Raw genomic sequence first — 12,727 nt, forward strand, 5'->3', positions numbered from 1 at the left:
GATCGCGAGCGTGACGAGCCGCGGCGCAGCGCGGCGGCGGGCCGCGCGGCCCGGGGTGGGACCGGGCCGCGGGCCGCCGGGATCAGCCGGTCACGTTGTCCCACGCGACGGCGGTCGGCCCGAGGAGCGAGCGCCCACCGCTCGCGATGACCTCTCGGTACCAGGAGAACGAGTCCTTCGGGATCCGTCGCTGCGTCGCGTAATCGACGTAGACCAGACCGAAGCGATCCTTGTAGCCCTCGGCCCACTCGAAGTTGTCGAGGAGCGACCAGGCCCAGTACCCGACGACCGGGACGCCCTCCTGGACGGCCCGCGCCAGGCCGAGCAGGTACCGGTGCATGACGTCGATGCGCTTCGGGTCGTGCACCTTGCCGTCGAGGAAGACCTGGTCCCGCGTCGCCAGGCCGTGCTCGGTGATCCCGATGGGCAGCTTGTACCGCTCCCAGAAGTACCTCGATCCCCAGTAGAGCGTGCTGGGGACGATCTGCAGCCAGTCGAGCGTCCCGCGCGGGTAGCCCGGCGGGGAGACGACGCGCTCCGGCCTGCCGTCCTTGCCCTGCCGCCACGTGCCCGCCGAGTACATGTTGAGCCCGAGGTAGTCGATCGGCCGCTTGATCTGGTCGAAGTCGCTTGCGGGGAACTCGGGCATGTCGTCGCCGAAGAGCCGGAGGCCGCTCTCCGGATACCGCCCCTCGAGCACCGGACAGATCCACCAGGCGTTGTTCCAGGGGTTCTTGTCATAGACCGAGAAGATCGCCTCGCGCGCCGCCTCGATGTCCCCCGGGTCCTCGGTCGCCGGGCGCTGGACCTGGGTGGCGAGCACGTAGCCGATCTTCGCCGCCGTGGCCGCGGCGCGCAGGGCGTCCACCTGCTTGCCGTGCGCCCGCATCTGGTTGTGGGCGGCGGTCAGGTACTCCCGGTAGGGGAGCTTGAGCCCGGGGGCGAAGACCCCGTTGAGGAGCGCGTTGCCGATGAACGCCTGCGGCTCGTTCTGCGTCACCCACCAGGGCACGCGATCGCCGAGCCGCCGGGCGACGACGGTCGTGTAGTCCGCGAACCAGTCGGCGACGTCGCGCTGGAGGAACCCGCCGCGATCCTGGAGCGCCTGGGGGAAGTCCCAGTGGAAGAGCGTGCACATGGGCACGATGCCGGCGCGGAGGAGCTCGTCGACGAGGCGATCGTAGAAGTCGAGCCCCTTCGGGTTGACCTTGCCCGTGCCGTCCGGGAGGACCCGATTCCACGAGACGCTGAAGCGGTAGCTCTTGACCCCGAGCTCGGCGAGCAGCCCGACATCTTCCTTGTAACGGTGGTAGTGGTCGCAGGCGACGTCTCCCGTGTGCCCTTCGAAGACCTTCCCAGGGGTCTTCGAGAAGACGTCCCACACGGAGGGCGTCCGGCCATCCTCGCTGGCGGCGCCTTCGATCTGGTAGGCCGCGGTGGCCGTGCCCCACAGGAAGTCCGCGGGAAACGGCGCCGCCGTCGCGTTTGCTCGGCCCGTGCCGGCCGAGGCGGCGGTCACAGGCGGGGGCGCGGAGGAGGGCGAGGCGGGAGAGGCGTTGCTCGCGGGGAGCGACTCGGAAGGATGGAGAGCCATGGAGGCATCATCCACGGCGCGCGCGGGACAGCAATGGGTTCGATGCGCGTCGGCTTCGATGCGCGTCGGTGATCGCGCCGGTCGCTTGACGGCCCAGCGCGGCTCGACAACATGGGCGGCATGCTCGCGATCCGACCGAAAGCCGCAGGCGGCCCCGAGGTGATGACGCTGGAGGAGCTCCCCACGCCCGCGCCGGGCCCAGGGGAAGCCGTGGTCCGCGTCGAGGCCGCCGGCGTGAACTTCATCGACATCTACCAGCGGAGCGGCCAGTACAAGCTGGAGCCGCCCATCCCGCTCGGCCTCGAGGGCGCGGGGCGCGTCGAGGCGGTGGGGCCGTCCGTCACCGAGGTGAGGGAAGGGGACGAGGTCGCGTGGACCGGCGGCCCCGGCTCGTACGCGACGCACGTCCGGATCCCGGCCGCGAAGCTCGTCCCGGTGCCCGCGGGCGTCGGCGCGAGGCGCGCCGCGGCCGCGATGCTCCAGGGCATCACCGCGCAGTACCTCGTGCGCTCCACGTTCCCGCTCGGCCCCGGCCACACGTGCCTCATCCACGCGGCCGCGGGCGGGGTCGGCCTCCTCCTGTGCCAGATGGCGAAGCGGCTCGGCGCGCGCGTGATCGGCACCGTCTCGACCGAGGAGAAGGCGCGCCTCGCGCGAGACGCGGGCGCCGACGAGGTGATCCTGTACACAAAGGCCGATTTCGAGGCGGAGGCGCGCCGGCTCACGGGCGGCGCCGGCGTCCACGTCGTCTACGACGGCGTGGGGAGCGACACGTTCGCGAAGGGCCTGGGCGCGCTCCGCCTGCGCGGCACGATGGTGCTCTTCGGCCAGTCGAGCGGCCCGGTGCCGTCGTTCGACCCGCAGATCCTGAACCAGAAGGGGTCGCTCTACCTCACGCGGCCGAGCCTCGGCCACTACACAGCGACGCGCGAGGAGCTGCTCGAGCGCTCCGCCGACGTGCTCGGCGCGATCGCGCGCGGCGAGCTCACGATCTCGATCGGCGCCACGTACCCCCTCGCCGACGCGGCGGAGGCGCACCGCGCGCTCGCCGGGCGGGCGACGACGGGGAAGGTGCTGCTCATCCCGTAACGGACGGAATCGTCGCGCGGAGGCGCGATTCGAGGCACGGAGGAGCTGGGGAGTGCGGCCCCGCGGCGGGAGCTCCTTGTCTCTCTGCTTCTCGCTCAGGCGTGCAGACGCGCGCTGTACGCGAGCCGTCTCCGGCCAATCCGGCCGTTGACCGTGTCGTCTTCGGGCCGGTACGCTCCCGGCCCGGAGGTGCTCATTCCATGGCCGAACGTCCCACGCTTGCTCCCGAGAAGATCTCGGACACGGTGAAGTCGCAGATCGCCGGATTTCATCGGTCCATCATCGACGAGGTCGCGGCGGCGGTGAGCCGCGACCGGGTGGTCGTCGTCGGGATGGCCCAGAATCCCTTCGTGAAGAAGGCGCGCCAGCTGCTCGACGGAGAGGGCGTGAAATATACCTACCTCGAGTACGGGAGTTACCTCTCCAGGTGGAAGGAGCGGCTCGCCATCAAGCTATGGGCGGGCTTTCCGACGTTCCCGATGGTGTTCGTCGGCGGGGTCCTCGAAGGCGGCTACGCGGAGCTCGTGAAGCTCCGCGACCAGGGCAAGCTCAAGGGCTAGCCGTGAACAGGCGCGCATGAACGCGGGACACAGCGCGCAGGCCGCCTCGGCCGCTGCGTTTCGCGCGGCGCGGCGTGCCGCGCGAAACGCCGCGGTCGACCGGCGGTTCCGTGATATGCGGGAGGTCGCGGCGCGCGCTCGCGGCGATCGCGGCGGTCGCCGCGCTGAAGGAAGGCAGCTCGGAGGCACCTCGTGACATCGCTCGGGATCCACGGAAGGCGGCGGGATGACGGGGCGGACGGCGCGGCCCGACGGCCGGGAGGCGGCGCGCCGTGAGCTCCTACGCCATCAAGCGTCTGCTCTCCATCATCCCCACGCTCTTCCTCGTCGCCACCCTGGTGTTCGTCCTTGTGCGCATCGTGCCGGGCGGCCCGTTCGACCAGGAGCGGGCCGTGCCCGTCGAGGTCCAGCGGCAGCTCGACGCCAAGTACCACCTGAACGATCCGGTGCTGAAGCAGTATGGCGACTGGCTCCTTGCGCTCGTCACCCGAGGCGACCTGGGCCCGACGTTCAAGTACCCGAACCGCACCGTCAACGAGATCATCGCGCTCAGCCTGCCCGTGTCGATGCAGCTCGGGTGCTGGGCGATGCTCTTCGCCCTCGCGACGGGCATCCCGCTCGGCATCATCGGCGCGATCCGCCAGAACACCTGGAAGGACACGGCGGCCATGGGGGTCGCCATGGTCGGCCTCAGCGTGCCGCGGTACGTGCTCGCCCCGCTGCTCATGCTCGTCTTCTCGCTCAAGCTCTACTGGTTCCCGGTGGCGCGCTGGGAGACGTGGCGGCACATGGTGCTGCCCGTCATCTGCGCCGGGCTCCCGGTCGCGGCCTACATCGCCCGGCTGACGCGCGGCGGGATGCTCGAGGTGATCCGCTCGGATTTCATCCGCACCGCCCGCGCCAAGGGGCTCTCCGAGCGCAAGGTCGTCCTGAAGCACGCGCTCCGGGGCGGGCTGCTCCCGGTCGTGAGCTTCCTCGGCCCCGGCTTCAGCGGCCTGCTCGTCGGCTCCCTCGTCGTCGAGAAGATCTTCAACATCCCCGGCATGGGCCGCTACTTCGTCGAGGCGGCCACGAACCGCGACTACAACCTCGTGATGGGGGTCATGCTCGTCTACGGCTTCCTGCTCATGCTCTTCAACGCGATCGTCGACGTGGCGTACGCCTTCATCGACCCGCGGGTGGAGCTGCGCTGACCATGCTCCACGCCGCCCTCCCGCAGCCCGCCGCCCCCGGCGATCCGCCCGCCGCCCCTGGCGGCGCGGCGCCGAGCCCGGCCGGCCCGCTGCGGCTCGACGCGCTGGAGCAGGGATCGAGCCTCGGCCGCGACGCCTGGCGGCGGCTCCGAAAGAACCGCGCCGCGGTCGCCTGCGGCGTCGTGCTCATCGCGATGATCCTCGCCTGCATCCTCGTGCCCGAGCTGTCGAGCTACCGGTACGACAAGGCGGATCTCAAGCTCGGCGCGCAGCCCCCGTCGCTCGCCCACTGGATGGGCACCGACTACTTCGGCCGCGACCTGATGGCCCGCGTCTTCTTCGGCGGGCGCATCTCGTTCGCCGTCGGCATCGTCGCGACGCTCGTGAGCTTCGTCATCGGCGTGAGCTGGGGCGGGGTCGCCGGGTACTTCGGCGGCAAGGTCGACGCGATCATGATGCGCATCGTGGACGTGCTCTACACGTTCCCGTTCCTGATTCTCGTCATCCTGCTGATGGTCTTCTTCGCGAACGACCAGACGGTCCTCTACCGCGCCTGGAAGGTCGCGCTCGGCGTCTTCGTCAAGGAGCCGTCGGACCCGAGCTATTTCCCCATCTTCCAGATCGTCGTCGTCTTCGCGGCCCTCGGCGGCATCTCCTGGCTCACCATGGCCCGCATCGTCCGCGGCCAGGTCATCGCGCTGCGCGGCCAGCCGTTCATCGAGTCGGCGCGCTCGATCGGCGTCGGGCACGCCGCGCTGATCTTCCGGCACCTCGTGCCGAACGCTGTCGGCCCGATCATCGTCTACACGACGCTCACCATCCCCGAGGTGATGATGACCGAGGCGTTCCTGAGCTTCCTCGGCCTCGGCACGCAGGAGCCGCTGTCGAGCTGGGGCCTGCTCGCGTCCACCGGCGCCGACGCGATGGACCTCTTCCCCTGGCAGCTCGTCTTCCCGGCGCTGATGCTCGCGCTCACGCTGATCTGCTTCAACTTCCTCGGCGACGGGCTCCGCGACGCCCTGGATCCTCGCATCCGAAAGGACTGAAGGGCGCCGCGCTCCATCTCCGGGACACGCGCGCGACCGCACGGACCATGCTGCTCGAGGTCAAGAACCTGAAGACCCACTTCTTCACCGAGGAGGGGGTGGTCCGCGCGGTCGATGGCATCTCCTTCAGCCTCGATCGCGGCGAGGTCCTCGGCATCGTCGGTGAGTCCGGCTCGGGCAAGAGCGTGACGAGCCTCTCCCTCCTGCGGCTCATCCCCGACCCGCCGGGCAGGATCGTCGGCGGCCAGATCCTCCTCGAGTCCGAGGGCGGCGTCGTCGAGGACCTCGTGGAGGCGAGCGAGGCGCGGATGGAGCGCGTCCGCGGCGACCGGATCGCGATGATCTTCCAGGACCCGATGACGTCGCTGAACCCTTACCTCCGGGTGAGCGAGCAGCTCATCGAGGTGCTGGAGCTCCACCGCGGCATGGGCCGCGCCGAGGCGCGCCGGCGCAGCGTCGAGATGCTGCAGGCGGTGGGGATCCCCGCGGCGGCGTCGCGGATCGACGACTACCCGCACCAGCTCTCGGGCGGGATGCGGCAGCGCGTGATGATCGCGATGGCGCTCCTGTGCGACCCCGATCTGCTGATCGCCGACGAACCGACGACGGCGCTCGACGTCACGATCCAGGCGCAGATCCTGGACCTGATCGGGGAGCGGAAGGAGGCGCTCGGCGCGGCCGTCCTCCTCATCACGCACGACCTCGGCGTCGTGGCGAAGATGGCCGATCGCGTCGCGGTCATGTACGCCGGGCGCATCGTCGAGGAGGGCCCCGTCGGCGCCATCTTCCACGCGGCCCGGCACCCGTACACCATCGGCCTGTCGCGCTCGATCCCGCGGCTCGACGACGCGCGCGGCGCGGATCTCGTCCCCATCCCCGGGATGCCGCCCTCGCTCGCGCGCCTGCCGCCGGGCTGCCCGTTCCACCCGCGCTGCGCGCACGCGATCGCGGCGTGCCGGGAGGAGGCGCCGCCGCCGCGCGTCGTCTCGGGCGAGGGCAACAGGAAGGCGCTGCACGTCGTGCGGTGCCACGTCGAGGACGTCGCAGGACGAGCGCCATGACCACCGCCCGAACCCCCCCGCCGCTGCTCTCGGTGCGCGATCTCAAGGTCCACTTCCCGGTGCGCCGCGGCCTGCTCCAGCGGCAGGTCGGCACGGTGCGCGCGGTCGACGGCGTCTCGTTCGACGTCGAGCGCGGCGCGACGCTGGGCCTCGTCGGCGAGTCCGGCTGCGGCAAGTCGACGACGGGCCGGGGCATCCTCCGGCTCGTCCCGCCCACGTCGGGGAGCGTGAAGATCGACGGCCGGGAGATCCTGACGCTCGAGCCGGGCGCGCTGCGGAAGGCGCGCCGCGAGATGCAGATGATCTTCCAGGACCCGTACGCGAGCCTGAACCCGCGCATGACGGTCCACGACCTCATCGCGGAGCCGCTCTCCACCCACGGCCTCGTCTCGTCGCGCGACGAGGCGCTGCGCGAGGTGGCGCGCCTCATGGAGCTCGTCGGGCTCTCGCCCTCGTACATGCGGCGCTATCCGCACGAGTTCTCCGGCGGCCAGCGGCAGAGGATCGGCATCGCCCGCGCGCTCGCCCTGAAGCCGAAGCTCGTGATCGCGGACGAGCCGGTCAGCGCGCTCGACGTGAGCATCCAGGCCCAGATCGTGAACCTGCTCGCGTCGCTCCAGCGCGAGCTCTCGCTCACGTACGTGTTCGTCGCGCACGACCTCGCCGTGGTCCGCCACCTGTCAAGCGAGATCGCGGTGATGTACCTCGGCCGGATCGTGGAGCGCGCTCGCCCGGACGAGCTCTTCCGTTCACCGCAACATCCGTACACGCAGGCCCTGCTTTCGGCGATCCCGATCCCGGATCCCGACGTGGAGCGCACGCGCCGCCGGCTGCCCCTCGTCGGCGAGGTGCCGAGTCCGCTGAACCCGCCGTCAGGATGCCATTTTCACACACGCTGTCCCTATACGATGGACCGGTGCAGCGCCGAGGCCCCTCCGCTGGAGGAGCGTCGCCCTGGGCACTGGGCCGCCTGCCATCTCACCGAGCTGCCCACGGCACCTACGCATCCGTGAGGTGATCCGGCGGCGCGCAGTACCCCACATCGGCTGAGCTCGTTGTCCAGACATGACGTGGAATGTCCGATGACAGGATTTTCCTGACCTCTGCGTGCAGTAGCGGGGTTAGGATCCTGGGACCGATGCCGCGAATCTCTGACGCCACGCTTCGCGCCCAGATCCCGACGGCCCTTCTCATCGGCGGCGATCAGGCGTTGCTCCAGCGCTGCCAGACGGCGGCGATGGATGTGGGGATCATCGTCAAGGCGTGCCCGGTATCGATGGCCGCCGCGCTCGCGGAAGAGCGTCGGCCGGTGGTCATCGTGGTCACGTCGTCGACTTACGCGCTCGCGCCCGAGGCGTTCGAGGAGATCGCGCGCGACGTGGTCAGCACGCTCGTGCGGGTCGACGAGGCGATGGTGGACGACGATCTCGGGGCGCTGCTGGCCACGGCGGCGCGCGAGAGCCGCAAGCAGCGCTCGCGGCAGCAGACGCCCGGTCGCTACTCGATGATGCCTGCGGAAGAGAGCGCGTCGGTGCCGCGGTCGGAGCGCTTGACCATCGGGGTGATGAAGGCGGACCCGGCGTCGCGGCGCGACCCCGAGGCGACGCCGCTGCCGCGCTCGGGGCCGCGCAGCGCGGGCGCGCAGGCGCCGCGCAGCGCAGGAGCGCAGGAGCTCGCGTACCGCGAGCGCGTGGCGGCTGCCGTGGCTGCGCAGCGGCCGGAGCGCTCACGCGCGGAGGCGCCGGGGGAGGCGGCGTACCGCCCGCGCGAGGCGCCGGTGCCGCGCTCGGAGCGCCTGGGGGTCATGGTGGGGCCGCCCTCGTCGCGGGCGCGCCGTGAGCTGCCCGCTCCGACGCCGCTCCCGCCGCCGCCGGCCGCTGGCCCGGTGGTTGCGCGCCGGGACGCGTCCAGGCCGGTGCAGGCATCGCCGGCGGCCGGAGCGTACGTGCGGCGGGATACGCCGCTTGCCGGCTCGCATCCGGCCGAGGCCTACGTGCGGCGGGATACGCCGATGGCTGGCTCGCAGCAGGCCGGGGCGTACGCGCGTCGGGATGCGCCGGCCGCGACGTCGGCACGGCGGGAGGCGTCGGCGCCGCTGTCGCAACGGGCCGTTCCGAGCTCGCGGCAGCAGGCCGGGGTGGTTCCGCGTCGGGATACGCCGGCGACGCATGCGCTTCCGCGGCAGGTGCCTCCGTCGCCTGCCGCGCAGCGCGACGCGCAGCCGTGGGAGCAGCGCGACGCGCAGCCGTGGGAGCAGCGCGACGCGCAGCCGTGGGAGGAGAACATCGGCCCGCAGCCAGGCGCGGCCCCCCCGCAGCGGGAGGCGCTCGCGATGGGCTCGCAGGACGGCGAGGCGCACGGCGGTCATTCCGCGTCGCCGCCGAGCTCCCATCGCGCGCCGCCGAGCTCCCACCGCGCGCCGCCGAGCTCCCATCAAGCGCCGCCGTCCTCTCGCAGAGCGCAGTTCCACGTCGACATCGCTCTCCTGTTCGATGAGCGAGGTCTGCCGCGCGCCGATCCGCAGGCGAAGTGACGCTCGGCCGGGGCGCGCCGGGCGGCTCATCCGTTGGCGGGGGCGCCGGGCGATCCCTTTGCCGGCGAGGGCCGCGCCCCACGGGTGACCGGCGGCGCGGCGGAGGGTAAGCTTCGCGCGGCCATGACGACAGGGACGAAGCAGGAGTCGATCCACGGCAAGCTCGTTCGCGCGCTCGAGCCCGTGCACATCGAGGTGGAGAACGAGAGCCGCATGCACAGCGTGCCGGTGGGCTCGGAGACCCACTTCAAGGTGCTCGTGGTGAGCGAGGCATTCCGGGGCCTGAGCCCGCTCGATCGCCATCGCCGCGTCAACGACGTGGTGCGCGAGGAGTTCCGCTCCGGGCTGCACGCCCTGACGATCCGCGCGATGACGCCGGACGAGTGGGAGCGGCAGGGGGGCGCGGACTTCCGATCTCCCCCGTGCCTGGGCGGCTCCAAGGCGGCGCCGGAGCCCGGCGCCAAGTCGGGCTGAGCGGCGAGGCGCGCATGGAGCTCGTCGTCGCCCTCGTCTCGGACCTGCACTTCGGCCCGGAGGCGTCGTTCGGGGGCAAGCTGCGCAAGCTCACGGGCGAGGCGCCCGAGCTGACCCGCGCCTTCGTGAAGCGGATGAACGAGGTCACGCGGCCCGATCTCGTCGTGAACCTGGGCGACGACATCGAGGACGAGGGGCCCGAGGCCGACCGGGAGCGCTACGGCGCCTGCATGGCCGCGCTCCGCGGCCTGAAGGCCGAGCTCTTCCACGTCGCCGGCAACCACGACGTGGTCCACCTGAGCGAGGCCGAGCTGCTGTCCGCCTGGGGCAGGCCCGAGGCGACGCGGCTCCACTACGCGTTCGATCGCGGCGGCTTCCATTTCACGGTCCTCCACACGCGCGAGCGCAAGGATCACGACATCTCGCTCGGGCCAGAGCAGCTCGCCTGGCTCGGCGAGGACCTCGCGGCCTCCCCGCTGCCCAAGATCGTGCTGATGCACCACAGCGCGGCCGATCAGGATCTCCGGGGCAACCGCTGGTTCGAGGGGAGCCCGCACATCTGCCTCGTGCGCGAGCGGCGCGCGATGCGGAAGATCTTCGAGGAGCACGGCGTGCTCGCCGTCTTCAATGGCCACCTGCACTGGAACCACCTCGACGTCATCCGCGGCATCCCGTACGTGACGCTCCAGAGCCTGATCGAGAACCTCGACGACGACGCGCCGGGCCGCCCCGCCGCGGCGCACGCGGTCGTGCGGCTCGGCCCGAAGCGCATCGTCGTGGAGATCGAGGGCGCGGAGCGGGCACGGTACCAGTTCGACCGGCGGTAGGGGCCGGAGAGCGCCCGAGCGGGGAATTGAAGTCGGGAGTCGGCCGACAGCTCCGCTCCACTCCAATGCCCGGCTCCGATCGTCGGTTTCAGGCGTGCGTCGGCTCGGAACGCCAATTGACAGCTCATTCCGGGGCGCTTTAGCGTTAACTCCGCCCCTCATGCGTCCCGACGACTCACGCCTCCGCCCCGCGCTCCTCCTCGCACTTGCCTTGTTCGGCGCCGATTGCGGTGACGATGCCATCTGTTCGCCAGGCGCCCTGTCCGCCTGTTTCCTCGCCGACGGGTCGCTCGGCGCGCAGCAGTGCAACGCGGAGGGCACCGGGTTCGGCGCGTGTGCCCCCGTGGCGAGCGGGTCTCGACGAGGGTGCGAACACCTCGGCGAAGCGTGCTGCCCCGCGCTCCCCGAAGAGCTCGTCGCGGGCTGCGACGCCGCCGCGAGCCAGGCGAACGACGCCGCGTGCGACGATTTCCTCGCGAGCGCCAACGCGGTCGACCTCTGCACCGGAGGGGCCGGCGAGGGTGGGGCGCCGGTGGTCCCCTATGGCCCGAGCTGCGCCGGCCTGCTCGACGCGTGCTGCGCGGCGCTGCCGGCGCAGCTCAGGGAAGCGTGCCACGCGACCGGATTCCGGGGCAATGAGCAGCTGTGTCACCGGTTCCTGGAGAGCGACGCCAAGGACAACGGCTTTTGCGCCGACGTCGACCCCGCGGCCGAGAGCTGCGGTTATCTGTCGGAGCGGTGCTGTCCCTCGCTCCCCGAGGGGGCGCGCGAGCGCTGCGCCGCCCTCGCGGGGGAGTCCGACGCGTCGCGGTGCCTCGACTACCTCGGCGGCGCGGCGGACGCGGGCCGCTGTCCGAGGCTCGCCCCGGACGAGCCGTTCAGCGCGGCCCCGTGCGAGGCGCTGCTCGATACGTGCTGCGGGACGCTCGAGCCGGAGCTCGCGTACGAGTGCGATCTGGCCGCGATGTCCGGTGTCCATGCCCGCTGCGAGGCGTTCACCGGCTCGATCCGCGCGTTCGGCCTCTGCCTCGTCAGCGACGGCGCGGGGGGCGGCGGCGACGACTGCGGGGACACGTCGAGCGACGTGGACAACTGCGGTTTCTGCGGCAACGTCTGCGGCGACCAGCACGCGACGCCCTCGTGCGCGGCCGGCAGGTGCTCGCTCGCGTGCGACCTCGGCCACGCCGACTGCGACGGCGAGCCCGCGAACGGCTGCGAGGCGGACGTCGAGGGCGACGCGGACAACTGCGGGGCCTGCGGCAACACCTGCAGCGCGCGCCACGGCGCCGCCACCTGCGTCGCGGGCGCCTGCGAGGTCGCGTGCGACGCCGGGTACGCCGACTGCGACGGCGACGCCTTCAACGGCTGCGAGGTCGCGCTCGCCTCGGATCCTTTCAATTGCGGCGCGTGCGGCAACGACTGCGCGGGCGGCCTCTGCGACGCCGGGGAGTGCGCCCCGGGCGCCACGTCGCTCGCCTCGGGCCTCGCGGTGCCGTCGGCTCTCGCCGTCGACAGCAGCGCTCTTTACCTTGTCGGCTTCCAGCACGCCGGCGGCATCGCCGTCCGCGTCGACAAGCTCTCCGGCGGCGCGACGTGCCTCGCCAACGGCGCTCCTCCCGGGGTCGTGGGCTGCAGCGCCGACCGCTTCGAGGACATCGCCCTGCTCGGCGCCGACGCCATCGTCACCGGGTCCTCCGGCGTGCTCCGGTACCCGTTGTCCGGCGGCGCCGCGATCCCCCTCACCACCGCGATCCCCGACCCCTGGGCGGTCGTCACCGACGGCAGCGACGTCTGGTTCACCTCGCTCTCTCAGGGCGGGATCTACCGCGTCGACGCCCTCACGAGCGGCCAGCGCGCGCAGGAGATCACCGGCGTGTTCTCCGAGCCCGGGGGCGCGCTCGCCAGCGACGCAGAGCACCTCTACTGGTCCCGGACCGACGGCACCGTCGTGAAGCTCCGCAAGGACGGCACGGAGCGGCGCCAGATCGCGTCCGGCCAGGTGGTGGACACGACGAACCTCACGCCTCACACCCTCGCCGTCGACGCCGGTCACCTCTTCTGGAGCAGCCCGAACGGGTTCGTGTTCCGGCTCGCCAAGGACGGCGCCGGCCTCACGGTGCTCGCCGACGATCAGCCGAACCCCGCCGGGATAGCCGTCGATCCCGGCGACGGCGGCGCCGTCTACTGGGCCAACCGCGTCGGCTCGATCCGCAAGGTACCGAAGGCCGGCGGCGCCGTGACGACGCTCGCCGTCGGCCAGCTCGACGCGATCGCGATCGCCGTCGACGAGGCGTTCGTCTACTGGGCGACCCGGGCGGGCGACGTCCGCAAGATCGCGAAGTGAGCTGGA

General features: G+C 71.9%; 11 protein-coding genes. 10 read left to right on the forward strand and 1 reads right to left on the reverse strand.

Translation table 11 applies throughout. The features are described 5' to 3' along the window. Window positions 1–82: 82 nt before the first annotated feature. Complete coding sequence (locus WMF11_RS19400) at window positions 83–1,594, reverse strand: GH1 family beta-glucosidase (protein WP_437909864.1); 1,512 nt, start codon at window positions 1,592–1,594, stop codon at window positions 83–85. A 120-nt stretch (window positions 1,595–1,714) separates the two neighbouring features. Between WMF11_RS19400 and WMF11_RS19405 the strand changes: the two genes are divergently transcribed. The 10 genes from WMF11_RS19405 to WMF11_RS19450 all read left to right on the forward strand — a co-directional run bounded on the left by WMF11_RS19405 (window position 1,715) and on the right by WMF11_RS19450 (window position 12,721). After that, entirely contained in the window at window positions 1,715–2,683 is a 969-nt protein-coding gene (locus tag WMF11_RS19405; protein WP_437909865.1) for a quinone oxidoreductase family protein, read from the forward strand. Window positions 2,684–2,883: 200 nt separating this feature from the next. Then, window positions 2,884–3,243: a glutaredoxin domain-containing protein gene (locus WMF11_RS19410; RefSeq protein WP_437553672.1), complete on the forward strand. Its 360-nt coding sequence runs from the start codon at window positions 2,884–2,886 to the stop codon at window positions 3,241–3,243. Between the two features lie 272 nt (window positions 3,244–3,515). Then, window positions 3,516–4,436, forward strand: coding sequence for an ABC transporter permease (locus WMF11_RS19415; RefSeq protein WP_012236088.1), 921 nt, complete (start codon window positions 3,516–3,518; stop codon window positions 4,434–4,436). A gap of 2 nt (window positions 4,437–4,438) precedes the next feature. Then, window positions 4,439–5,482 carry an ABC transporter permease gene (locus WMF11_RS19420; protein ID WP_437978516.1) on the forward strand — a complete coding sequence of 348 codons (1,044 nt, stop codon included), beginning with the start codon at window positions 4,439–4,441 and terminating at the stop codon, window positions 5,480–5,482. Between the two features lie 47 nt (window positions 5,483–5,529). After that, window positions 5,530–6,543, forward strand: coding sequence for an ABC transporter ATP-binding protein (locus tag WMF11_RS19425; protein ID WP_437300518.1), 1,014 nt, complete (start codon window positions 5,530–5,532; stop codon window positions 6,541–6,543). Beyond that, on the forward strand, window positions 6,540–7,556 hold the full coding sequence (locus WMF11_RS19430) for an ABC transporter ATP-binding protein (protein WP_437909867.1): 1,017 nt from the start codon (window positions 6,540–6,542) through the stop codon (window positions 7,554–7,556). Before WMF11_RS19425 ends, WMF11_RS19430 begins: the two co-directional genes overlap by 4 nt. Window positions 7,557–7,681: 125 nt before the next feature. Next, window positions 7,682–9,076, forward strand: coding sequence for a hypothetical protein (locus tag WMF11_RS19435; RefSeq protein ID WP_437978517.1), 1,395 nt, complete (start codon window positions 7,682–7,684; stop codon window positions 9,074–9,076). A gap of 123 nt (window positions 9,077–9,199) precedes the next feature. Next, window positions 9,200–9,550, forward strand: coding sequence for a BolA family protein (locus WMF11_RS19440; protein WP_437978518.1), 351 nt, complete (start codon window positions 9,200–9,202; stop codon window positions 9,548–9,550). A gap of 14 nt (window positions 9,551–9,564) precedes the next feature. Then, window positions 9,565–10,377, forward strand: coding sequence for a metallophosphoesterase family protein (locus WMF11_RS19445; RefSeq protein ID WP_437978519.1), 813 nt, complete (start codon window positions 9,565–9,567; stop codon window positions 10,375–10,377). A gap of 160 nt (window positions 10,378–10,537) precedes the next feature. Continuing rightward, window positions 10,538–12,721: a hypothetical protein gene (locus WMF11_RS19450; protein WP_437978520.1), complete on the forward strand. Its 2,184-nt coding sequence runs from the start codon at window positions 10,538–10,540 to the stop codon at window positions 12,719–12,721. Window positions 12,722–12,727 lie beyond the last annotated feature (6 nt).

The organism is Sorangium sp. So ce295, from assembly GCF_051527405.1.
Taxonomy (GTDB): domain Bacteria; phylum Myxococcota_A; class Polyangia; order Polyangiales; family Polyangiaceae; genus Sorangium; species Sorangium cellulosum_B.